General features: G+C 61.0%; 22 protein-coding genes and 1 pseudogene. 11 read left to right on the plus strand and 12 right to left on the minus strand.

The genetic code is table 11. The features are described 5' to 3' along the window. Window positions 1–13: 13 nt before the first annotated feature. Window positions 14–862: an NAD-dependent protein deacetylase gene (locus tag JFV30_RS16500; protein ID WP_201124636.1), complete on the plus strand. Its 849-nt coding sequence runs from the start codon at window positions 14–16 to the stop codon at window positions 860–862. Window positions 863–1,420: 558 nt separating this feature from the next. Further along, window positions 1,421–1,750 (plus strand): hypothetical protein, encoded by a 330-nt coding sequence (locus tag JFV30_RS16505; protein WP_003211618.1) that lies wholly within the window; start codon window positions 1,421–1,423, stop codon window positions 1,748–1,750. Window positions 1,751–1,813: 63 nt separating this feature from the next. On the opposite strand, the gene JFV30_RS16510 is transcribed toward JFV30_RS16505, so the two are convergent. After that, window positions 1,814–2,722, minus strand: coding sequence for a LysR family transcriptional regulator (locus JFV30_RS16510; RefSeq protein ID WP_201124637.1), 909 nt, complete (start codon window positions 2,720–2,722; stop codon window positions 1,814–1,816). A gap of 133 nt (window positions 2,723–2,855) precedes the next feature. On the opposite strand from JFV30_RS16510, the gene JFV30_RS16515 reads away from it, so the two are divergent. Genes JFV30_RS16515 through JFV30_RS16525 form a run of 3 tightly spaced genes read left to right on the plus strand, consistent with a single transcriptional unit; the run spans window position 2,856 to window position 5,438 of the window. Beyond that, complete coding sequence (locus JFV30_RS16515; RefSeq protein ID WP_008435892.1) at window positions 2,856–3,554, plus strand: CoA transferase subunit A; 699 nt, start codon at window positions 2,856–2,858, stop codon at window positions 3,552–3,554. 31 nt (window positions 3,555–3,585) lie between these two features. Then, window positions 3,586–4,245 carry a CoA transferase subunit B gene (locus JFV30_RS16520; RefSeq protein ID WP_010172271.1) on the plus strand — a complete coding sequence of 220 codons (660 nt, stop codon included), beginning with the start codon at window positions 3,586–3,588 and terminating at the stop codon, window positions 4,243–4,245. Between the two features lie 11 nt (window positions 4,246–4,256). Then, window positions 4,257–5,438 (plus strand): acetyl-CoA C-acetyltransferase, encoded by a 1,182-nt coding sequence (locus JFV30_RS16525; RefSeq protein ID WP_010172273.1) that lies wholly within the window; start codon window positions 4,257–4,259, stop codon window positions 5,436–5,438. Between the two features lie 178 nt (window positions 5,439–5,616). Here the strand turns inward: JFV30_RS16525 and JFV30_RS16530 are convergent, their stop codons facing one another. Together JFV30_RS16530 and JFV30_RS16535 are read right to left on the minus strand one after the other, a co-directional pair. Beyond that, window positions 5,617–6,036: a PaaI family thioesterase gene (locus JFV30_RS16530; protein ID WP_201124638.1), complete on the minus strand. Its 420-nt coding sequence runs from the start codon at window positions 6,034–6,036 to the stop codon at window positions 5,617–5,619. Between the two features lie 114 nt (window positions 6,037–6,150). Then, the gene (locus tag JFV30_RS16535) at window positions 6,151–6,759 is read right to left on the minus strand and encodes a short chain dehydrogenase (protein WP_201124639.1); all 609 of its coding nucleotides are present in this window, start codon (window positions 6,757–6,759) and stop codon (window positions 6,151–6,153) included. 130 nt (window positions 6,760–6,889) lie between these two features. Here JFV30_RS16535 and JFV30_RS16540 point away from each other — a divergent pair, with 130 nt between their 5' ends. After that, a complete protein-coding gene (locus JFV30_RS16540) occupies window positions 6,890–7,750 on the plus strand; it encodes a LysR family transcriptional regulator (RefSeq protein WP_201124640.1) in 861 nt (286 codons plus the stop codon). 12 nt (window positions 7,751–7,762) lie between these two features. Here the strand turns inward: JFV30_RS16540 and JFV30_RS16545 are convergent, their stop codons facing one another. After that, complete coding sequence (locus JFV30_RS16545; RefSeq protein ID WP_201124641.1) at window positions 7,763–8,848, minus strand: DUF1615 domain-containing protein; 1,086 nt, start codon at window positions 8,846–8,848, stop codon at window positions 7,763–7,765. Between the two features lie 77 nt (window positions 8,849–8,925). Between JFV30_RS16545 and JFV30_RS16550 the strand changes: the two are divergent. Further along, window positions 8,926–9,297 (plus strand): annotated as a pseudogene (locus JFV30_RS16550) (LysE family translocator); the annotation flags it as partial. A gap of 125 nt (window positions 9,298–9,422) precedes the next feature. Here the strand turns inward: JFV30_RS16550 and hemB are convergent. From hemB to JFV30_RS16565, 3 genes are all read right to left on the minus strand, one after another. Beyond that, the gene (gene hemB, locus JFV30_RS16555; RefSeq protein ID WP_010172281.1) at window positions 9,423–10,397 is read right to left on the minus strand and encodes a porphobilinogen synthase; all 975 of its coding nucleotides are present in this window, start codon (window positions 10,395–10,397) and stop codon (window positions 9,423–9,425) included. A gap of 122 nt (window positions 10,398–10,519) precedes the next feature. Next, the gene (locus JFV30_RS16560; RefSeq protein WP_201124642.1) at window positions 10,520–11,362 is read right to left on the minus strand and encodes a PhzF family phenazine biosynthesis protein; all 843 of its coding nucleotides are present in this window, start codon (window positions 11,360–11,362) and stop codon (window positions 10,520–10,522) included. A gap of 8 nt (window positions 11,363–11,370) precedes the next feature. Beyond that, entirely contained in the window at window positions 11,371–12,069 is a 699-nt protein-coding gene (locus tag JFV30_RS16565) for a glutathione S-transferase N-terminal domain-containing protein (RefSeq protein ID WP_201124643.1), read from the minus strand. 242 nt (window positions 12,070–12,311) lie between these two features. Between JFV30_RS16565 and JFV30_RS16570 the strand changes: the two genes are divergently transcribed. Together JFV30_RS16570 and JFV30_RS16575 are read left to right on the plus strand one after the other, a co-directional pair. Then, window positions 12,312–13,013 carry a histidine phosphatase family protein gene (locus JFV30_RS16570; RefSeq protein WP_201124644.1) on the plus strand — a complete coding sequence of 234 codons (702 nt, stop codon included), beginning with the start codon at window positions 12,312–12,314 and terminating at the stop codon, window positions 13,011–13,013. 50 nt (window positions 13,014–13,063) lie between these two features. Further along, window positions 13,064–14,119: a permease gene (locus JFV30_RS16575; RefSeq protein ID WP_201124645.1), complete on the plus strand. Its 1,056-nt coding sequence runs from the start codon at window positions 13,064–13,066 to the stop codon at window positions 14,117–14,119. A 128-nt stretch (window positions 14,120–14,247) separates the two neighbouring features. Here the strand turns inward: JFV30_RS16575 and mnmH are convergent, their stop codons facing one another. From mnmH to JFV30_RS16595, 4 genes are all read right to left on the minus strand, one after another. Continuing rightward, the gene (gene mnmH, locus JFV30_RS16580) at window positions 14,248–15,351 is read right to left on the minus strand and encodes a tRNA 2-selenouridine(34) synthase MnmH (protein WP_201124646.1); all 1,104 of its coding nucleotides are present in this window, start codon (window positions 15,349–15,351) and stop codon (window positions 14,248–14,250) included. Beyond that, window positions 15,351–16,385 carry a selenide, water dikinase SelD gene (gene selD / locus JFV30_RS16585; protein ID WP_201124647.1) on the minus strand — a complete coding sequence of 345 codons (1,035 nt, stop codon included), beginning with the start codon at window positions 16,383–16,385 and terminating at the stop codon, window positions 15,351–15,353. Before selD ends, mnmH begins: the two co-directional genes overlap by 1 nt. Before the next feature lie 84 nt (window positions 16,386–16,469). Next, window positions 16,470–17,216, minus strand: coding sequence for a TerC family protein (locus JFV30_RS16590; RefSeq protein WP_010172304.1), 747 nt, complete (start codon window positions 17,214–17,216; stop codon window positions 16,470–16,472). Window positions 17,217–17,244: 28 nt separating this feature from the next. Then, window positions 17,245–17,508, minus strand: coding sequence for a hypothetical protein (locus tag JFV30_RS16595; RefSeq protein WP_010172306.1), 264 nt, complete (start codon window positions 17,506–17,508; stop codon window positions 17,245–17,247). Between the two features lie 134 nt (window positions 17,509–17,642). On the opposite strand from JFV30_RS16595, the gene nhaR reads away from it, so the two are divergent. Further along, window positions 17,643–18,545 carry a transcriptional activator NhaR gene (nhaR, locus tag JFV30_RS16600; RefSeq protein ID WP_201124648.1) on the plus strand — a complete coding sequence of 301 codons (903 nt, stop codon included), beginning with the start codon at window positions 17,643–17,645 and terminating at the stop codon, window positions 18,543–18,545. 4 nt (window positions 18,546–18,549) lie between these two features. Here the strand turns inward: nhaR and JFV30_RS16605 are convergent, their stop codons facing one another. Beyond that, window positions 18,550–19,704, minus strand: coding sequence for an MFS transporter (locus tag JFV30_RS16605; protein ID WP_169388975.1), 1,155 nt, complete (start codon window positions 19,702–19,704; stop codon window positions 18,550–18,552). A 215-nt stretch (window positions 19,705–19,919) separates the two neighbouring features. Here JFV30_RS16605 and sstT point away from each other — a divergent pair, with 215 nt between their 5' ends. Beyond that, complete coding sequence (sstT, locus tag JFV30_RS16610) at window positions 19,920–21,140, plus strand: serine/threonine transporter SstT (protein WP_201124649.1); 1,221 nt, start codon at window positions 19,920–19,922, stop codon at window positions 21,138–21,140. Window positions 21,141–21,151: the final 11 nt, after the last annotated feature.

Here is a 21,151-nt window from a genome sequence, read left to right on the forward strand (position 1 = left end):
CATTGGGGAACCCATGCTCGATACCCTGCAACATCCGGTCGATGACCACCTCGACAGCCTGCACCGGGCCATGGCCGAACGACGCTTCCTGGTGCTCACCGGTGCGGGTATCAGCACCTCGTCGGGCATTCCCGATTACCGCGACAGCGAAGGTGTGCGCCGGGGCAAGGCACCGATGATGTACCAGGAGTTTCTGGCCACCCCGGAGGCACGCCGCCGCTACTGGGCCCGGGCGATGCTCGGCTGGCCGAGGGTGCGTATCGCGCAGCCGAACGCCGCGCACATCGCCCTGGCTACCTTGCAGCAGCGCCAGCGCATTACCGGGCTGATCACGCAGAACGTCGACACCCTGCACGACCAGGCTGGCAGCCATGATGTGATCGAACTCCACGGCAGCCTGCACCGGGTGCTGTGCCTGGATTGCCAGCAAACCAGCGAGCGGGATCTGATCCAGCGTCAAATGGAGACCGAAAATCCCTACCTGGCGGGAGTGGACGCGGTCCAGGCGCCAGACGGCGACACCTTGCTGGACCCGGCCTTTGAAGGGCGCTTCCAGGTGCCCCGCTGCCCCCACTGCGGCGGGCAACGGCTGAAGCCGGACGTGGTGTTTTTCGGCGAGAACGTTGCCCAGGGCACTGCAGCCAAGGCGATGGCGGCCGTGAATGACGCAGAAGGATTGCTGGTGGTGGGATCGTCGCTGATGGCCTATTCGGCGTTTCGCCTGTGCAAGGCGATGGTTGAGCAGGGTAAGCCGGTGATTGCCATCAACCTGGGCAAGACCCGGGGCGATGAGTTGCTGCAGCTGAAGATCGAAGCCTCCTGCGAGCGGTTGTTGCCTCTGCTGGTAGAACGCCTGGGCTAACACGCCAACCCTCTGGTAAGAGGACTTGCCTGTGGTGAGGGGGCTTGTCCCCCTCACCACAGCAAGCTCCCTTGCCACCAAAGAACCGCCAAACCCTCGACCAACCCGCACAAAAAATGACGCCCAAGTCACGGATTCCGGCTTCAGCCCCGCACCGCAAGGATTTATGTAGTGCTCAAAAATAATCACTACATAATCGTTGACGTAACCATTTTGTAATTGCATGATTCAAGCGTCTCCCGGATCGGGAGCGTTGGTAACAAGCGTTTTGAACAAGCTCGTCTGACCGCCGAGCTGTTTTTTCCGGATGTGCACTGCCCACAAGGCAGATTGATGAAGCTGACCGGCCCGAAAGGATCGGTACAAGGAGCTCAAACGCTGCTTGTCTTCGTTATGAAACCATTGCGTAGCAGGTCATCAGCAAGACTACATGCATCAGGTTCAAGACCCTGCCCGTATTCGGCAGACAGTCGCTGACGCCCGGTTTTCTGAGCCGGAGACAACTTAGTAGTTTTAACGGATCAACTAAAGATCGCCAACTGGTCAAGGGGCTTACACATGAATCTGAACAACCAACCAACTATCGATGAATTGGCTGAGATGTTCGCAGCGCAGAAAGACACGCTCGACGACCATATCCTCTGGATTGGTAAATCGGGCCAGGTCCATATTGACTGCCTGGCGCCCCACACCGTGGAAGAAGAGTTCGACAGGAATAACCGTGAACTGGCAGCGCGCCTGAAGATGTACCGCCGCGGCCAGGGTTATGTCGGCAAGAAAGCCGCCGCCGATCGCAACTTTATCGAGCAGGTCTTTCATACACTTAATACCGAGTGGCAGAACCTCAAAGGCCATTCGCAGGTTAAAGTGATCGACAGATACTGCTGATAACTACGCACTTATCACTTAAGCCTGCTCGCTTAAACGAGCAGGCTTTTTTATTGTCGGTAGTTATTGCAACAACGCCGGAAAACGCCCCTTCCCCGCTTCATCCCGAAAAATATCAAACATGGCCTGGGCCGCCGCCGAGAGTTCGTGCCCCGGCTTGGTCAATACACCAATTGGTCGTTCAATCACCGGTTCGCTCAACGTGATGCAGTGGGCGCCCGCCTCCTGCATTTGCCGCGCGCACAACGCCGGCACCGCACTCACGCCCAACCCACTGGCGACCATCTTGCCCACCGTCGCCAATTGATGGCTCTCCAGCGCCACGGGCAGCTTCATGTCCCTTGCCTTGAGGTGTTCTTCCAGCATCACCCGCACCGTGGACGGTCGCTGCAAGGTGATAAACGGTTGTTCCAGCAGGGTTTGCCAGTCGATATCAGACCGGCGGGCCAACGGCGAGTCACCGGGCACGACCGCCACAAAGCGGTCCACATACAGCGGCGTAAACGCCAGCGACGCGCTGTCCGAAGGCTCAAACGCCACGCCCAACTCCACCTGGCGATCCCGGACCATCTCCAGGACCTGTTCGTTGATCACGTCATTCACCGTGACATTCACCTGGGGATAGCGCGCCCGGAAAATCTTCAGGATTGGCGGCAGCAAATTGCCCGCAAACGACGGCATCGCCGCCACCGTCACCCGCCCGCGCTGCAAGGTGAAACGCTGGCGCAACTCATCCTCGGCATTGTCCCAATCGGCGATCAGGCGCCGGGCCAGGGGCAACAGGGATTCGCCTTCGGGCGTCAGCGCGACATTGCGCGTATTGCGGCTGAACAAGCGCCCACCAAGGCCCTCTTCCAGGCCTTTGATGGTCAGGCTCAAGGCCGACTGAGAAAGATGCAGGCGCTCACAGGCCGCCGCAAAACTGAGGGTCTGGGCCACGGCAAGAAAGGCGCGCATCTGTTTAACTGTCATGAAGCTTCTCTCAACGGCTGGCGACTGTGCTGTTTTTTAAATCAATCAACCTTAAAAAACAACTTAACAAATCAATCCGTCGGCGCAACACTCGGCTCATATGGCTGGCCCACAAACAATAAAAGAGGTGCATATGGCAGGTTTCGATAAACGCGTAGCGTCCTATGAAGAGGCGCTGGCAGGCCTGGAAGACGGCATGACGGTTCTGGCCGGTGGCTTTGGCCTGTGTGGCATCCCGGAAAACCTCATTGCCGAAATCAAGCGCAAAGGCACCCGCAACCTGACCGTGGTTTCCAACAACTGCGGCGTTGACGGCTTCGGCCTGGGCCTGCTGCTGGAAGGCAAGCAGATCAGCAAGGTCTTCGCTTCCTACGTCGGTGAGAACGCGCTGTTCGAGAAGCAACTGCTCAGCGGCGAAATCGAAGTGGTCCTCACCCCCCAAGGCACCCTCGCCGAAAAACTGCGCGCAGGCGGTGCCGGCATTCCGGCCTTCTTCACCGCCACCGGCGTGGGCACGCCCGTCGCCGAAGGCAAGGAAACCCGTGAATTCAACGGCCGCCCGTACCTGATGGAAGAGTCCATCACCGGTGACTTCGCCATCGTCAAAGGCTGGAAAGCCGACCACTTCGGCAACGTGATCTACCGCCACACCGCCCAGAACTTCAACCCGCTGGCAGCCACCGCCGGCAGGATCACCGTGGTCGAAGTCGAAGAAATCGTCGAACCGGGCGAGCTGGACCCGGCGCATATCCACACCCCAGGGATCTACGTCGACCGGATCATTTGCGGCACCTTCGAGAAGCGCATCGAACAGCGCACCCTCCGCAAATAATCCACCAGCCCAAATAACAAGGAGACAAGCAATGGCTCTTACCCGCGAACAAATGGCTCAACGCGTCGCCCGCGAAATGCAGGACGGTTTCTACGTCAACCTCGGTATCGGCATCCCGACCCTGGTGGCCAACTACATCCCCGAAGGCATGGAAGTGATGCTCCAGTCGGAAAACGGCCTGCTGGGCATGGGTCCGTTCCCGACGGAAGAAACCATCGACGCCGACATGATCAACGCCGGCAAACAGACCGTCACTGCACGAATTGGCGCATCGATTTTCTCCTCGGCCGAATCCTTCGCGATGATTCGTGGCGGCCACGTCGACCTGACCGTGCTCGGTGCCTTCGAAGTCGACGTGCAAGGCAACATCGCCTCGTGGATGATTCCCGGCAAGCTGGTCAAGGGCATGGGCGGCGCAATGGACCTGGTGGCCGGTGCCGAGAACATCATCGTGATCATGACCCACGCCTCCAAGGACGGTGAATCCAAGTTGCTCAGCCGCTGCAGCCTCCCGCTGACCGGCGCCAACTGCATCAAGCGCGTGCTGACGGACCTGGCCTACCTGGAAATCGAAGATGGCGCTTTTGTCCTCAAGGAACGCGCACCTGGCGTCAGTGTTGAAGAGATCGTCAGCAAGACAGCCGGTAAACTGATAGTCCCGGACCACGTTCCAGAAATGCACTTCCAGTGAGGACAGATTCCATGCAAGACGTCGTGATTGTTGCTGCCACCCGCACCGCCGTGGGCAGCTTTCAAGGTTCGCTGGCAAGCATCCCGGCCCCGGAGCTGGGCGCTGCAGTGATCCGTCGCCTGCTGGAGCAGACCGGCATCGACCCAGCGCTGGTGGATGAAGTGATCCTTGGCCAGGTGCTCACCGCAGGCAGCGGCCAGAACCCGGCCCGCCAGGCGTCGATCCTCGCCGGCCTGCCCCACGCCGTACCGGCCCTGACCCTGAACAAGGTCTGCGGCTCGGGCCTCAAGGCCCTGCACCTCGGCGCGCAAGCGATCCGTTGTGGCGACGCCGAGGTGATCATCGCTGGCGGCATGGAGAACATGAGCCTGGCGCCGTACGTATTGCCGGCCGCCCGCACCGGCCTGCGCATGGGCCACGCCAAGATGATCGACAGCATGATCACCGATGGCCTGTGGGATGCGTTCAACGACTACCACATGGGCATCACCGCCGAGAACCTGGTGGACAAGTACGGCATCAGCCGTGAAGCCCAGGACGCCTTCGCCGCCGCCTCCCAGCAAAAAGCCACGGCGGCCATTGAAGCCGGGCGTTTCAGCGATGAGATCACGCCGATCCTGATTCCCCAGCGCAAGGGCGACCCGATTGCCTTCGCCGTGGACGAACAGCCACGCGCCGGCACCACCGCCGAAGCCCTGGCCAAGCTCAAGCCGGCCTTCAAGAAAGACGGCACCGTGACCGCTGGCAATGCGTCCAGCCTCAACGACGGCGCGGCAGCTGTGCTGCTGATGAGCGCGGATAAAGCCAAGGCCCTGGGCCTCCCGGTACTGGCGCGTATCGCCAGCTACGCCAACGCCGGTGTCGACCCTGCAATCATGGGCATTGGCCCGGTATCGGCCACCCGCCGCTGCCTGGACAAGGCCGGCTGGAGCCTGGGCGACCTCGACCTGATCGAAGCCAACGAAGCCTTTGCCGCGCAGTCACTGGCGGTGGGCAAAGAGCTGGAATGGGATGCAGCCAAGGTCAACGTCAATGGCGGCGCGATTGCCATCGGTCACCCGATTGGCGCGTCAGGCTGCCGCGTGTTGGTGACCCTGCTGCATGAAATGATCAAGCGTGACGCGAAGAAAGGCTTGGCCACACTGTGCATCGGTGGTGGTCAGGGTGTAGCGCTGGCGCTTGAGCGCAGCTGATTTCCAAGAGCAACATGGAGAAGGCCCGGCTGTGGCGAGGGGGCTTGTCACCCGTTGGGCTGCGTAGCAGCCCCACTACATTGACCTCGGTGGTTCAGGTAGAACTTCATCGCGGGTTTTAGGGGCCGCTGCGCGGCCCAACGGGGGACAAGCCCCCTCGCCACAGGACTGCGATCGGTCAGTCCCGCACCTGGGGCACCGCGAACACCGCGTTCGCCCGTACCACTACCTTCTCTCCCACCTGCACACTGACCGTGGCAAACGCCATCTGCCGCCCGCGCTTGTGATGCTCCAGCCGCACCTCGATCCATTCGCCCACCTGCACGGCGCCCAGGTAATCCAGGGTCATGCTCGCGGTGATCAATGGCAACGGAGGCTCGCTGGAAAATGCCATGGCGTAGCCCATGCCCACATCCGCCAGGGTGGCCAGCACGCCACCATGCACCGTGCCGCGCCCGTTGGCGTGGCGGTTGTCGGCGCGCAGGCCGATCTCCAATTGCAGCCCTTCGCCCCGGCAGTAAACCGGCCCCAGCAAATCCAGGAGCGGGCTGCTGCGAGGCAGCGCGATAAAACCTTCGGGGACTAAGTGGCTGCTCATGACCGGACCTTCCTTGTGATAAAGGTGTGGTGTAGCGCAGCCACCTCCCGGCGACCATCAACATCAGCCAGGCAAATCCCGCGCGATAACCCATCGCGCGTCAACTCACATTAGTCAGGCATCGACAAACAACACCTGGCCGGTGATGAAGCCGTCGACCGACCGTTCAAATGCCTTGCCCACCAGGCTGCCCGGTACCGGCTGGAAACCCGGCATCATCTCGCCGTATACGTCCCATGCCTCTTCAAGAACGGTGGGGTTGACCACGTTGATCCTGATACCGCGAGGCAATTCATTGGCCACGCACTTCACAAACGTGTCGATAGCCCCACTGGTGGTGGCATCAGCGATCGCGTAGGGAATCGGCTTGACGTTGAGAATGCCGGAAATCAGGGTAAATGATCCGCTGTCTGCAATGAACTCGGCACCGATCTTTACCAGATTGATCTGCCCCACCAACTTGCTGGAAATAGTGGTAGCCCACTGCTCTGCGGTCATTTCCATAAACGGCGCATACTCACACACACCCACCGTGTTGACGACGGCGTCGAAGTCACCCACGGTTTTAAAGAGTTGGGTAATCGACTGCGGGTCGGTGATATCTACTCTGTAGTCACAGCCCTCTCCGGAGCGGCTGGCGGTAATAACACGATGTTTACCCAAACCCGTCAGCGCGGCCTGGCCCATTTTGCCTTGCGCACCAATGACAATGATCGTTTTCATGAAGCACCTTGATAAAGTTGAAGGGTCGTTGCGACCGTTGGCATTCTAAAAAAGGGTGCATACAATAAAAAACAATATCTCTTTGTAATCGATACAGGAAATCATGGTAGACCGAATAGAAATCAAGCACATGCGGATCTTCATGCACCTGATGCGGGAAAAAAACGCCTCGAAAGTCGGCGCGCATGTGGGTTTGTCGCAGCAGGCGGTCAGTGAATACCTGAAAAAGCTGCGGGAAGAATTCAACGACGTGTTGTTTGTGAGGAACAGCAACGGGCTGACGCCCACCGATTTCGCCTTCGAGCTGGCCTTGAAATTCGAACGCATACTCGGCGAAGTGGACAGCCTGAACGACGGCAGCTCGTATGATTTGCAGACCCTCGAGAGGGAATACACCATCATTGCCAATGAGCACGCCCAGCAGGCCATCATTCCTGCTCTGGTTCGCGAAGTGATAGCGGCCGCACCCAGGATCAGTTTCAAGATCCTGGATTTCTCCCCGGAACACTACAAAGACATGTTGTTATCAGGTGAAGCCGACTTGGTCATAGGCTTTAAGGAGTTTATTGAGCCAGGGCTGAACAACGTTCATCTGAAGCAGGATTACTACGCGTGCGCCGTCAACAATCGCTCCACACTTATCCAGCAGATCCACTGCCTGGACGATTTGAAGAAGTTCCCTCACGTGGCGGTGAGCAACAGGAAAGACCAACTCAACGACACCGTGGAGACCTTCCTGAAACAACACGCCATTTCGAGAAACATCATCGCAATCCTGCCTTGCTATACCTCGTTACAAAGCTTCCTTGAAGCCAATGACGTGATTGCGTTCTTGCCCTCCGCCCTCGCTGCCGGCGCCAATCTCACGCTATTGGGCTTTGACGAAAAACCGCAGGGCTTTGACATCATCGCCGCCTGGCACGGGCGCTCGTCACACAATCAGTTTCACAAGTGGATGATTGAAACCCTGGTGAATCTGCCCCTCCATTGATCAAGCCCAGCCCTATCGTTTCATACAGCGCTGATAACGCTCATCCACGCGCTTGGCGAACCAGGCCGTGGTCAGGTTGCGGGTAATCTTCGGGCTTTTCAGCACGATGCCCGGCAGGATTGCCCGCGGCACCGGTTTGCCGGCGGCCTTGTCGGCCAGGGCAAACACACGCTGGTACAGGGTGGTGTCTTCAAAATCCAGGCGCTCGCCCTGCTCCAGCTGACTGCGGATGCTCGGGTTGCGCATGTCCAGTGCCTTGCCCAGGGAGCGTACTGCCAGTTCGGTGGTGCCTGGCAGGAACGAGCCGTAGTTGATCAGGTCACCGTCCAGCGCCAGCGTGGTGCCCGAGACCCGACTGACCGCTGCCTGGAATGCCGCATTACGGCTGGCGTACCAACCGGCGTTGAAGTCGGCGAAGCGGTACAGCATCTGGTCATAGTGCACCGGGTAGCCCAGCAAATGGGTGATGCCAAAGTACATGCCGCCTCGGCGAGTAAACACTTCCCGACGGATGCTGCCATCCACGGTGTAGGGATAATCCCGAGCCTGCTTCTGTGCAAAGTCGATGCTGACCTGCATCGGCCCGGCGGTATGCACCGGGTTGAAACCGCCAAACAAGGTATTGCCCAGCGGCACGACGCTGATGAAGTCGTCAAAGATCCCACTCAGGTCCCTCTCGGTACGCGCAGCACTCAGGCGCTCGGCGTAGGACTTGCCCGTGGGCGAGCGCAGTTGCAGCGCCGTGCGCACCAGCACCGCCGGCACGTGGACTTTAGCGGCGCGGCGCAGGATTTCGTCCTGGGCGATCTTGCCCATGTTCGGCACCGGAGGGTCGACCTGGTACGTGGACTCCTGCTCGGTCACGGCCAGCACCGCGCAGATATTTTCGGTGCCGGGGTAGATTTTCTGCGTGTTGAAGGCGGTGTAAATGTCCTGGGCCCAACCGTTGCGATCCGGCACGCTGGCGGGCATCAGCCGCACGATCTGCGCCTTCACCTCGGCTTCGCTGCGCTCGGGCAATTGCTCGGTGCGCTGGCTGGAGCAGCCAGCCAGCACCAGCAAGGTGGTGAGGCACAGGATCAGGCGGGATGAGTGCATGGGGCTTCCTTGGGCGACGATGGGCCAGTCTTGGCAGATATCGACCGATAAGTCTAACCGGGGTTCGCCGACCTGCTGCACTCGCCTACGCCACCTGGCGGGACCGCTCGGCCTTTGCCATGAACGACACACCGACGATTTCCAGCGCCCGCAGCCTGATGGTACGGGGCCTGTTGCTGAATATCCTGAATCCCAAGCTGACGATCTTCTTCCTCGCGTTCCTGCCGCAGTTCGTCACCCCGGGCGCAAGCGCACCGGCCTTGCAAATGCTGTTGCTGAGCAGTGTGTTCATGGCAATGACGTTTGCGGTGTTTGTGATTTATGGCCTGCCGGCCAACGTGTTCCGCCGCGCGGTGATTGAGTCGCCACGTGTACAGAACTGGCTGCGCCGCAGTTTTGCGGCGACATTTGCGGGGTTGGGGCTGAACCTGGCGTTTGCACAGCGGTAAGTCACCGGGCAGCAGATATCGGCTTTTGTGGCGAGGGAGCTTGCTCCCGCTGGGGCGCGAAGCGGCCCTGAAAAAGGGGCCTGCTGCGCAGTCCAGCGGGAGCAAGCTCCCTCGCCACAGGTTACTCAGATCCCGGCCAGTGCCAGGTCCATCGCAAAGTAGGTGAAAATCAGGTCCGCACCGGCGCGCTTGATCGAACCCAGGGTTTCCCGGACCACGCGGGCTTCATCGATGGCGCCCGCCTGGGCACCGAATTTGATCATCGCGTACTCACCGCTCACCTGGTACGCCGCCACCGGCAAGCGCGAGGCTTCGCGGATGTCGCGGATGATGTCCAGGTACGCGCCCGCCGGCTTGACCATCAGCGCATCGGCGCCTTCCTGTTCATCCAGCAGAGATTCACGCACCGCTTCGCGGCGGTTCATCGGGTTCATCTGGTAGCTCTTGCGGTCGCCCTTGAGCGCGCTGCCGCCAGCTTCGCGGAATGGGCCATAGAGGGCCGAAGCGAATTTGGTCGAGTAGGCCATGATCGGAATATGGCTGAAACCTGCTTCATCCAAAGCCCGACGGATGGCCTGGACCTGCCCGTCCATCGCGGCGGACGGCGCGATCACATCGGCACCGGCACGGGCGGCGGCCACGGCTTGTTTGCCAAGGTTGACCAGGGTGCGGTCGTTGTCGACCTCGGCGCCGTGCATCACGCCGCAATGGCCGTGGTCGGTGTATTCGCAGAAGCAGGTGTCGGACATCACGATCATCTCCGGCACCGCGTCCTTGATGATCGAGGACATGCGCGAGACCAGGCCACGTTCTTGCCAGGTGTCGCTGCCCGAGGCGTCCAGGTGGTGGGACACACCGAAAGTCATCACCGACTTGATCCCGGCGTTGGCATAGCGTTCGATCTCGCCGGCCAGCTTCGACTCGGGAATGCGCTGCACCCCGGGCATGCTGGTGATCGGCACGAAGTCGTCGATTTCTTCTTCAACGAAGATCGGCAGCACCAGGTCGTTGAGGGTGAATTCGGTTTCCTGGAACAGGCCACGCAACTCCGGGGAGCGGCGCAGGCGGCGTGGACGGGCTTCGGGGAACTGGCTGGACATTGATGCTCCTGAAAAAGGCAGGCCAAAAATCGTTGGGGCGAAATCTTATGCCTCGTGCACCGCCGAGCACAAACGCCAAGCGCGGAACAGTTTATTGCAGGCCCGGTAACAATTGCATTGATCTAGAGCTGTAGTCGCCCTTCAATGCACAGCGCCACCGCGCCGCCGATCCAGATTTCCTCGCCGCTGCGCTCCACGCGGATGCGCCCGGCGCGGCCCATGGCGGTGCCCTGGCTGACCACATAGCGGCTCGGCGCCAGGCCTTCGCCCAGCAGCCACTGGGCGACGCCCGCGTTCAGGCTGCCGGTGGCCGGGTCCTCCGGCGCACCGTCGCCTGCAATAAAGGCACGCACTTCAAATTGCGCCTCGTCACCGTCCCGCGCGGGATTCCACGGCGCGATCACGCCCACGGCCAACCCCAGCAATTGCGAGTAATCCGGACGCAGCGCCAGTACCTGTTCCCGGTCCTCCAGCATTACCGCCAGCCAACCCGCACCGTTATCCACCCACTGGCTACGCAAAATCGCTCCGGGTTCAAGGCCCAACCCCCGCCGCACGCGCTCAATCAACTCGCTCTCCAGCGGGCCGGAGCGCAGCAGCGGTGGCGCGATAAACGCCAGCTCATCGCCCTGGCGGCGGATGCGCACCAGGCCAATTTCACACTCCTGGATGATCTCCTCGCCAGCGGGCTGGCCACCGGCCTGCAGCCAGGCATGGCAACTGCCGAGGGTCGGATGGCCGGCAAACGGCAGTTCCTGCAGGGTGGTGAAAATCCTTACGCGATAGTCGGCCCGTGGATCACGAGGCTTGAGCAAGAACGTGGTTTCGCTGAGGTTGGTCCACTTGGCGAAATCCGCCATTTGCTGGTCACTCAGGCTGTCGGCGCCCAACACCACGGCCAACGGGTTGCCCTTGAGGGCCACGCTGCTGAAAACGTCCAGCTGTTTGAAGTCGAAGGAAGGCATGCGGGTCCTTATGCAGGGATGTTCAAGCCACGGATCACCGCTGGCCGGGCGACGAACCCGTCCAGTGCCCGCAGTACGTTCGGGAAGTCGGCAATGCCCACCAGGTCGCCGGACTCATAGAAGCCAATCAGGTTGCGAACCCACGGGAAGGTAGCGATGTCGGCGATGCTGTATTCGTCGCCCATGATCCAGGTGCGGCCCAGCAGGCGTTTCTCCAGTACCTCCAACAGGCGGCGCGACTCGGCCACGTAGCGGTCACGCGGACGTTTATCCTCGTAGGCCGCACCGGCGAATTTGTTGAAGAACCCCACCTGGCCGAACATCGGCCCGATACCGGCCATCTGGAACATCAGCCACTGGATCGTCTCATAGCGCATGGCCGGGTCTTCGGGCAGCAACTCGCCACTCTTCTCGGCGAGGTAAATCAGAATCGCACCCGACTCGAACAACCCCAGCGCCTGGCCGCCCGGGCCATTGGGGTCGATGATCGCCGGGATCTTGTTGTTGGGGTTCAGCGACAGGAACTCGGCGGAGAGCTGGTCCTGGGTCTCGAAGCTGACCTTGTGCGCCTCGTAGGGCAGCCCCAGCTCCTCCAGCATGATCGACACCTTGACCCCGTTCGGCGTCGGCAACGAGTAGAGCTGCAGGCGCTCGGGATGCCGGGCCGGCCATTTGGCGGTGATGGGGAAGTCGGAAAGTGAGTTCATCGTGAAACTCCTGATAAGCGCCTTGAAACAGGCCCTGATAAAAACCCTGATAGTAGTGGCTCGATGCGCGTCCTGCATCCGTCTTAAATCCGCAACATCAGCCGGTTAATCTCCTGCAAACGGCAAGGATGCCGCCCCATCTCCCCTCAGAAACGAACCAAACTGCCTGGGCGCACTCTTAGAAAGCGCCCGATGGCTGGGCTTGTTCGCCCTGATTCCCCGCACCGAGACTTAGAACCATCATGACTATCAAGCCTCTGTGCCTTGCGAAACGCCTTAAACGCTACGCCTACATCATGCTGCCGGTATTGCTGGTAGGTACCGCTGTCGGCCTTACCCTCGAATCCAGAATCAGCCGCGCCCAACAGGTCGACGGCGTGCAAACCCTGGTCTTCCTGCGCCACGCCGAAAAACCCGTCGGAGGCCTCGGCCAGCTCAACTGCCAGGGCCTGAACCGCGCGATGAACCTGGCCACCGTACTGCCCGAAAAATTCGGCAAGGCCAATTTCGTGTTCGCGCCCAACCCGACCCGCAATGTCGAGGAAGGCGAGAAAGACAACTCCTACAGTTATATCCGACCCTTGATGACCATCAGCCCCAGCGCCATCAAACTCGGGTTGCCGGTGAACATCAAGTTCTCGGCCAATGACACCAGTGCCCTCGCGGACGAGTTGGTGGAAGACAAGTACCACAACGCCGTCATCTACACTGCCTGGTCCCACGGCTACCTGCCGGACCTGATCAACAAGGTGGCGAGTGAGGCCGTCGGCGAAAAACACGTCATTACCGACGATTGGTCCGGCAGCGATTTCGATACCTTGTACGTGCTGACGCTCACCTGGCACAACGGCAAGGCCAGCCTGCTCAGCCGTAACTACAAGCAAGGCCTGGATAACGGCCAGCAGACGTGCCCGGATGCAACACAGGTCAGTGCGGAGATCTGAGCTCCACAGCGTATGATGCGGCGCTATTGACTCACCTGCGGATCATCCACATGTCCAACCTCGCCTCCACCCAGCCCGCCCGGGGCTGGTCCTTCTGGTGGAAACCAGCCCTGTTCCTGCTGGTGGCCTGTATCGGCCTCTACTACGTGAAATGGTCGCCCTACTACGCCAAGGCGTTTATCGCGGCGGATAACCACAGTATCGGCGCCTCGATTCTCAACGATCAGCAAAGCTCACCGCTGGCTGCCGCCCTGGCCTATGCCCAGGTGTATTTCCTGGCGATCTGGAAAGCCGCGGTGCTGGCGGTCATCCTCGGTTCATTGCTGCAGGTCCTGATCCCGCGGGACTGGCTGCTGCGTCTGTTTGGCCGCGCCGGGCTGGGCTCCACCCTGCGTGGAGGCCTGTTCGCCTTGCCGGGGATGATGTGCAGTTGCTGCGCCGCACCGGTGGCCGCCGGTATGCGTCGGCAAAACGTGTCGGTCGGCGCGGCGCTGGCGTTCTGGATCGCCAACCCGGTGCTGAACCCGGCGACACTGGTGTTCATGGGCTTCGTGCTGGGCTGGGGCTTTACCGCGTTGCGGTTGGTGGCCGGTGTCGTGCTGGTGGTGGGCGTGTCGCTGGTGGCGCAGCGCATCGCGCGGCCGGAGCAGGTGCCGGAAGCCGCGCTGGACGCCGTGGCCCAAGCCAGCCAGAGCGAAACCGAACCGTTCCTGAGCCGCTGGCTGCGTACCTTGTGGCAGCTGTTCTGGAGCACGATTCCGGTGTACATCCTGGCGGTGCTGGTCCTGGGCGCGGCGCGGGTCTGGCTGTTTCCCCACGTTGACGGCGCGATGGCCAACAGCCTGGTGTGGCTGGTGCCACTGGCGATAGTCGGCACGCTGTTTGTGATCCCGACCGCCGCCGAAATCCCCATTGTGCAAACCATGATGACCCTCGGCATGGGCACCGGCCCGGCGGTGGCCTTGCTGATGACCCTGCCGAGCGTGAGCCTGCCGTCGCTGCTGATGCTGCGCAAGGATTTCGATGCGCGGGTGCTGGTGACCGTGGCCGGCCTGACCATGCTGATGGGCGTGGTGTGTGGGCTGATCGGGGCGTTTATTCTGTAGTTATTGGGTGAGGTTGAGGGCCTCTTCGCGAGCAAGCCCGCTCCCACATTCGACCGCATTCCTACAGGATAAACGCGGTCTGCTGTGGGAGCGGGCTTGCTCGCGAAGGGGCCGGTAAAACCAACCCATTACTCCCGCCGAACAGCCCTCTCACGCAGGTACTCCAGTACAGCGCCCTGCTCCCCGGCAAACTCGATACGCGCCCCTTTGCTCTCCCGCTGGAACGCATACATCGGGTCGTAATACTCACGCAACAGCCCTTCGATCCAAACACGATGCAAATCCACCGCACCGCTGCGGGCCTGCTCTGCCAGGGCCTCCTGCATGATCGCGTGCAACCGCGCAAACCGCTCACCGCCCAGGCGCTTGTGGATGTTGCCCAGGCTCTGGGTCAGACGCTCGGCAAACACGTCTTGGCCGGTGTCGCCAAACACCGCGATGAATTCGGCGCAGAGGTCCACCACGTAATCCTGCAGGATACGCTCCACACGGCCTTCAACGCTGTCTTCCAGCCAGACCATCGGGAAGCCCTGCATGCCCTTGTGCAAGGGCAATGGCAGCGCACAACTGCCGATCATGCGGCTCTCATCCTCGACCACGAACTGTTCGATACCGGCGGCACGTTTTTTCAGCAGGTCCACCGCCAGGCGGTTTTCGAAGTCGATGTTGGAGGGTTGCGCGGTAGCACGTTTGCCGAAGCTGGAACCGCGGTGATTGGCGTGGCCTTCCAGGTCCAGGGCGTTGCTCAATTGGCCAAGCACTTGGGTCTTGCCGGTGCCGGTCATGCCGCCCAGCAACACGAAGTCGCACTGAGCGGTGGCCTTTTCAACGGTATCGAGCAGGAAGGTTCGCATGGCCTTGTAGCCACCGCCCACTCGCGGGTAGTCGATACCCGCCTCGGTTTTCAGCCATTGCTGGACAATCTGCGAGCGCAGCCCGCCGCGAAAGCAGTACAGCACCCCGTCAGGATTGGCCTGGGCAAAGCGGGCCCAGTGCTCGATACGTTCGGCCTTGATCGCCCCCGACACCAACTCGTGGCCAAGGACGATCGCCGCTTGCTGGCCCTGCTGCTTGTAACAGGTGCCCACCCGTTGGCGCTCATCGTCGGTCATCAACGGCAGGTTGATCACGCCGGGAAAGGCGCCCTTGATGAATTCGACCGGCGCCCGGGTATCCATCATCGGCCGGTCGTTGAGAAAGATGTCGCGGTAATCGGTGATGTCGACAGGCATCAGAACACCTCTACCGCGTTGGTCTGTCGCTCAACCAGCTCGCCGATCGGCTCAAGGTTCAGGCCCAGTTCCGCCGCCACGGCGAGGAATTCCGCATTGCCTTCGGCGGTGACCGCCACCAGCAGGCCGCCGCTGGTCTGCGGGTCGCACAGCACGCGCTTGTGCAGTTCGTTCAGGCGCCCCAGCTTGCTGGCGTAGCTGTCGAAGTTGCGCAAGGTACCGCCGGGTACGCAGCCCTGCTCCAGGTAGTACTCCACCCCGGGCAAGCGTGGGACTTTTTCGTATTCGATGCGGGCGGTCAGATGGCTGCCGTCGGCCATTTCCACCAGGTGGCCCAACAGGCCGAAACCGGTGACATCGGTCATGGCCGTGACACCGGCCAGCTTGCCAAAACGGCTGCCGGGCTTGTTGAGGGTGCACATCCAGTCACGGGCCAGGCCCACATCCGCCTCGCGCAGCTTGCCCTTCTTTTCAGCGGTGGTGAGGATGCCGATGCCCAGGGGTTTGGTCAGGTACAGCTGGCAACCGGCGGTGGCGGTGTCGTTGCGCTTCATGTGACGTTTTTGCACCAACCCGGTGACGGCCAGGCCGAAGATCGGCTCGGGGGCGTCGATGGAGTGGCCGCCGGCCAGCGGAATCCCGGCAGCGTCACACACCGAGCGACCACCGCGGATCACTTCCCGGGCAATCTCCGGGGCCAGCACATTGACCGGCCAGCCGAGAATGGCGATGGCCATCAGCGGGTCGCCGCCCATCGCGTAGATATCGCTGATGGCGTTGGTGGCGGCAATGCGGCCGAAGTCGAAGGGATCATCGACAATCGGCATGAAAAAATCGGTGGTGGAAACCACACCGCGCTCGTCGTCGATGGCGTACACGGCGGCGTCATCGCGCGACGCGTTGCCTACCCATAGCTTGGGGTCGAGGTTCTGTGCGCCACTGCCGGCGAGAATCACTTCCAGTACCTGAGGTGAGATCTTGCAACCGCAGCCCGCACCGTGGCTGTACTGGGTCAGGCGAATCGGCTCGTTCATGGGTGTCCCTCAAGGCGTCAAGTGGCGGGAGTCTAACAGACAGCAAAAGGCCGACTGCATGCAGTCGGCCTTTTGGTTCAGCACTTAGTGTTTGGCAGCCAGCCGTTTATGCCGGTTGCGTCGCATCATGTTCAGGCACTCGATAGCCGCCGAGAACGCCATGGCCGCATACACATAGCCTTTGGGCACATGGGCGCCGAAACCTTCGGCGATCAGCGTCATACCGATCATGATGAGGAAGCCCAGGGCCAACATCACAATCGTCGGGTTGTCGTTGATGAACTTGGCCAACGGCTCGGCCGCCACCAGCATCACGATGACCGAGACCACCACGGCAATGATCATGATCGGCAAGTGCTCGGTCATGCCCACGGCGGTGATGATGCTGTCGATGGAAAACACCATGTCCAGCAGCAGGATCTGGCCAATCGCCGAAGCGAAGCCCAGGGTCACGCTCGGCGCACCGGTGTCCACGTGCTCCTTTTCAGGGTCCATGCTGTGATGGATCTCGGTAGTCGCCTTCCACACCAGGAACAGGCCACCGGCGATCAGGATCATGTCCTTCCAGGAGAACGACTGCCCCAGGATGTCGATGACCGGCTCGGTCAGCTGCACGATGAAGGCAATGGTGCTCAACAGGCCCAGACGCAGGATCAATGCCATGCTGATGCCGATGCGGCGGGCCTTGGCCCGGTGCTTCAGCGGCAACTTGTTGGTGAGAATCGAGATAAAGATCAGGTTGTCGATCCCCAGCACGATCTCCATGACGATCAGGGTGGCCAGTGCGATCCACGCGGTCGGGCTGGCGGCCAGTTGTAAAAGGTAATCCATAGGTCAATCCTGGTGTGATGTGCCGGTATTAGGTTTCTTGCGAGGTGGACTCAGGTCTGTTGCCTTCCTGTTCCTCCTTGTCCTGCTTGCCTTCCGGCGGCGCGATCAAGCCCTTGGTCGCGTCGCTCAATGCCTGTTCGGCAGCCTGGTGGGTGTCGTCAATCACTTGCTTGGCCGACTCGGTGGCTTTACCCAGCAGTTGTTGCGCGCTTTTTTCCGCTTGGTCACAGCCACTGAGCATGACTAATGAAAGCGCAAGCAACGCCGTTGCGCCCAGGGAATTGAGTTTCATGATGCGTTCCTCGTTAGAACCGTTGGGTCCAAGTAGTGGCCCCTCGATAGCGACGCATTCTATGCAGGCAAACACTTCAGGAAAATTCGTATTTTTTTCGTTTATACTTCGGTTTTAACGAAGTGTTGGTCGCCATGCTCAATTACCGACAACTGCACTACTTCTGGGTCGTCGCCAAGACCGGCAGCATCGTGCGTGCCTGCGAGCAACTGAACCTCACGCCGCAGACCATCAGCGGCCAGATCAGCCTGCTGGAGCAGACGTTCGGTGTGGCGCTGTTTCAAAAGGTCGGGCGCCAGCTGGAACTGACCGAAGCCGGGCGCCAGGCGCTGCCCTATGCCGAGCAGATGTTCCAGCTGGGCAATGAGCTTGAGGCGATGTTGCGCACCCAGCCGAATGAGCAGCAGATCCTATTCCGGGTCGGCGTGGCGGACGTGGTGCCCAAGTCCATCGTCTACCGGCTGATTGCGCCGACCATGGAATTGAGCGAGCCGATCCGCATCACCTGCCGTGAAGACAAGCTTGAGCGTTTGTTGGCGGACCTGGCGATCCAGCGCCTGGACCTGGTGATCTCCGACAGCCCGATGCCCTCGCACCTGGACATCAAGGGCTACAGCCAGAAACTGGGGGAATGCGGGATCAGTTTTTTCGCGACCCAGGCATTGGCTGACCAGCATCGCGGTGATTTCCCACAGTGCCTGCAGGGCGCGCCGCTGTTGATTCCGGGGGCAGAGACGGTGGTGCGCAGCCGTTTGCTGCGCTGGTTTGCCGAGCAGCAGATTCAGCCACGGATTGTCGGGGAGTTCGATGACAGCGCCTTGATGCAGGCCTTCGGTCAATCCGGCAGCGGGATTTTTATCGCGCCCAGCGTGATTGCCGACGAGGTGGAACGCCAGTACGGCGTGGCGCTGATCGGCCAGACCGATGCGGTGACCGAGTCGTTTTATGCGATCTCGGTGGAGCGCAAGGTCAAGCACCTCGGCATCGTGGCGATTACCGAAGGTGCAAGACGGGAGCTGTTCACCACCCTGCCCTGAAGGCTCAGGCGCTGACGGCGCGGGTCTTGGCAGTCATCAGCCACAGCGCCAGCAGGATCGACAGCAGGATAAAACCGGCGGCGGCAAAACCGAGGCTGCCCAGGCCCAGGGTGTCGATCACATGCCCACCCACCAACGCCCCCAGGCCAATCCCCAGGTTGGCCCCGGCAATGTTCAGCGACGCGGCAAATGCCGGCGCATGGGGCGCGGCCTTCATCAGCCGCACATGGCTGACCAGGAACAACGCCGCCTGGGTCACGCCCCATACGGCCATCGCCGCCGCCAGCCCGACGGTGGAGTGGATCGCAGGTACCAACGCCACCATGCCGGCAATCATGAACCCGCAGAACACCATCGACGCGATCAGCGGATGACGGTCGACCATGCGCCCGCCCAATGAGTTGCCGATCAGGCCGACAGCGCCAAAGCCCATCAGGCACCAGCCCACTACGGTTCCGTCGAAACCCGCCAGGCGCTCAAGAATGTCCGCCAGGTAGGTATAAGCGGTGAACATGCCGCTGAACACCAGGATCGACAGCAGGATATGGCCCTGCATCAACGGGCTGCGCAAGATCTTGAACTGCGAGCGCAAGCTCACCTGATCGTTCTTCGCACGGGTCTTCGGCAGGTAGATAAACAGCAGCAAGGCCTTGGCAAACGCCACCACCGCGAGAATGCCAAAGGCGGTGCGCCAGCCGAACATATCGGAAATCAGCGTGCCCACCGGGATCCCGAAGACGGTGGCACACACGATGCCGAAGCCAATCTTCTCAATCGCGCGGCCGGCGTAATCCGGCCCCACGATGTCCACCGCAGTCTCACTGGCCAGGGCCCAGAACACCGGCAACCCCAGGGCCGGGATCAACCGGGCCAGGGACATGACCCAGATATTCGGCGCCAGTGCCGCCAGTGTATTGGCCAGGCCGAACATGATCAGGATCGTGATGAACAGCCGCTTGCGCTCGAACCGCGCGAAATACGCGGTCAGGAACGGGCCAAACGCCGCCACGGTGAACGCGAACAGGGTCACCAGCAACCCGGCCTGGGACACGCTCACGTCGAGGTCCCGGGCGATGGCAGGCAACAGGCCGACGATGATGAATTCTGTGGTCAGCACGGTAAAACCGGCGGCTGACAGCAGCAGGATCGGAAACAACATTAAAAACTCCAGAAAACAGCGACATCAACGAAAGCCCGGAAGGCCCGCTGATAGAGAAGAAATAAGAGGATGGGCAATGTTAACAGAATGTGTCGCAGCGTGGCGACGGAACGCCGCACCCGGAATAGACGTTTCCTACAGATGCTAGACTTCGCCCCTGCCAGATTCACGCTGCCTTAGCTGCATCTATTAAAAAAACTAGAGACAACCTTTTTATGACTGCTGCCCCTTCCCTTTTCCAACGACTGATGTCCGTCACCCTGGTCACTCAAATCGTCATCGGTTTGATCGCCGGTATCCTGCTGGCCCTGTTGTTACCCGACGTCGCGCAGGCCACCGGCTTTATCGGCAAAGTCTTTGTTTCGGCGCTCAAGGCTGTCGCGCCGATCCTGGTGTTTGTGCTGGTGATGGCCTCGATCGCCAACCACAAGCACGGCCAGGAAACCCATATCCGGCCAATCCTGTTCCTGTACCTGCTGGGCACCTTTGCGGCCGCCGTGGTCGCGGTGATCGCCAGCACGCTGTTCCCCTCCTCACTGGTGCTGGCCACCCACGATGTGGCCGTCAGCGCCCCCGGCGGCATTGGCGAAGTGATGCAAAGCCTGTTGCTCAGCGTGGTGGACAACCCGGTCAGCGCGCTGATGAATGCCAATTTCATCGGTATCCTGGCCTGGGCCATCGGCATGGGCATAGCGATTCGCCATGCCAGCGACACCACCCGCACGGTGCTGGGCGACCTGTCCAACGGCGTCACGCTGATCGTGCGCATGGTGATCCGTTTCGCGCCCCTGGGGATCTTCGGCCTGGTGGCCTCCACCCTGGCCACTTCCGGCTTCGGCGCTCTGCTGGGCTACGCGCACCTGCTGCTGGTGTTGATCGGCTGCATGCTGTTCGTGGCGCTGGTGATCAACCCGGCCATCGTGTTCTGGAAACTGCGCCGCAACCCTTACCCGCTGGTGCTGATGTGCCTGCGGGAAAGTGGCATCACCGCGTTTTTCACCCGCAGTTCGGCGGCCAACATCCCGGTCAACCTGGCATTGAGCAAGCGCCTGGGCCTGCATGAAGACACCTACTCGGTGTCGATCCCGCTGGGCGCCACCATCAATATGGCCGGCGCGGCCATCACCATCACCGTGCTGACCCTGGCCGCCGTGCATACCCTGGGCATTGCCGTGGACATCCCCACCGCCGTGCTGCTCAGCGTGGTCGCTGCGGTGTGTGCCTGCGGCGCGTCGGGTGTGGCCGGTGGTTCGCTGCTGTTGATTCCGCTGGCGTGCAGCCTGTTCGGCATTCCCAGCGAAATCGCCATGCAGGTGGTGGCGGTGGGCTTCATCATCGGGGTGTTGCAGGACTCGGCGGAAACCGCGCTGAATTCGTCCACCGACGTGTTGTTCACTGCGGCCGCGTGCCTGGGCAAGGAAGAGCAAGCCGCGTAAACATTACGCGC

This window comes from Pseudomonas sp. TH32, assembly GCF_016650855.1.
GTDB lineage: Bacteria > Pseudomonadota > Gammaproteobacteria > Pseudomonadales > Pseudomonadaceae > Aquipseudomonas.

Excerpts from the sequence above, each read along its gene's own strand:
- hemB (WP_010172281.1), bottom strand. The coding sequence starts at position 10,397 with ATGTCCAGCCAGTTCCCCGAAGCCCGTCCACGCCGCCTGCGCCGCTCC.
- JFV30_RS16535 (WP_201124639.1), bottom strand. The coding sequence starts at position 6,759 with ATGAAAACGATCATTGTCATTGGTGCGCAAGGCAAAATGGGCCAGGCC.
- JFV30_RS16570 (WP_201124644.1), top strand. The coding sequence starts at position 12,312 with ATGACTATCAAGCCTCTGTGCCTTGCGAAACGCCTTAAACGCTACGCC.
- JFV30_RS16595 (WP_010172306.1), bottom strand. The coding sequence starts at position 17,508 with ATGAAACTCAATTCCCTGGGCGCAACGGCGTTGCTTGCGCTTTCATTA.
- mnmH (WP_201124646.1), bottom strand. The coding sequence starts at position 15,351 with ATGCCTGTCGACATCACCGATTACCGCGACATCTTTCTCAACGACCGG.
- nhaR (WP_201124648.1), top strand. The coding sequence starts at position 17,643 with ATGCTCAATTACCGACAACTGCACTACTTCTGGGTCGTCGCCAAGACC.
- JFV30_RS16560 (WP_201124642.1), bottom strand. The coding sequence starts at position 11,362 with ATGCCTTCCTTCGACTTCAAACAGCTGGACGTTTTCAGCAGCGTGGCC.
- JFV30_RS16540 (WP_201124640.1), top strand. The coding sequence starts at position 6,890 with ATGCGGATCTTCATGCACCTGATGCGGGAAAAAAACGCCTCGAAAGTC.
- JFV30_RS16500 (WP_201124636.1), top strand. The coding sequence starts at position 14 with ATGCTCGATACCCTGCAACATCCGGTCGATGACCACCTCGACAGCCTG.
- JFV30_RS16525 (WP_010172273.1), top strand. The coding sequence starts at position 4,257 with ATGCAAGACGTCGTGATTGTTGCTGCCACCCGCACCGCCGTGGGCAGC.
- JFV30_RS16520 (WP_010172271.1), top strand. The coding sequence starts at position 3,586 with ATGGCTCTTACCCGCGAACAAATGGCTCAACGCGTCGCCCGCGAAATG.
- selD (WP_201124647.1), bottom strand. The coding sequence starts at position 16,385 with ATGAACGAGCCGATTCGCCTGACCCAGTACAGCCACGGTGCGGGCTGC.
- JFV30_RS16575 (WP_201124645.1), top strand. The coding sequence starts at position 13,064 with ATGTCCAACCTCGCCTCCACCCAGCCCGCCCGGGGCTGGTCCTTCTGG.
- JFV30_RS16605 (WP_169388975.1), bottom strand. The coding sequence starts at position 19,704 with ATGTTGTTTCCGATCCTGCTGCTGTCAGCCGCCGGTTTTACCGTGCTG.
- JFV30_RS16505 (WP_003211618.1), top strand. The coding sequence starts at position 1,421 with ATGAATCTGAACAACCAACCAACTATCGATGAATTGGCTGAGATGTTC.
- JFV30_RS16565 (WP_201124643.1), bottom strand. The coding sequence starts at position 12,069 with ATGAACTCACTTTCCGACTTCCCCATCACCGCCAAATGGCCGGCCCGG.
- JFV30_RS16510 (WP_201124637.1), bottom strand. The coding sequence starts at position 2,722 with ATGACAGTTAAACAGATGCGCGCCTTTCTTGCCGTGGCCCAGACCCTC.
- JFV30_RS16530 (WP_201124638.1), bottom strand. The coding sequence starts at position 6,036 with ATGAGCAGCCACTTAGTCCCCGAAGGTTTTATCGCGCTGCCTCGCAGC.
- JFV30_RS16590 (WP_010172304.1), bottom strand. The coding sequence starts at position 17,216 with ATGGATTACCTTTTACAACTGGCCGCCAGCCCGACCGCGTGGATCGCA.
- JFV30_RS16545 (WP_201124641.1), bottom strand. The coding sequence starts at position 8,848 with ATGCACTCATCCCGCCTGATCCTGTGCCTCACCACCTTGCTGGTGCTG.
- JFV30_RS16515 (WP_008435892.1), top strand. The coding sequence starts at position 2,856 with ATGGCAGGTTTCGATAAACGCGTAGCGTCCTATGAAGAGGCGCTGGCA.
- sstT (WP_201124649.1), top strand. The coding sequence starts at position 19,920 with ATGACTGCTGCCCCTTCCCTTTTCCAACGACTGATGTCCGTCACCCTG.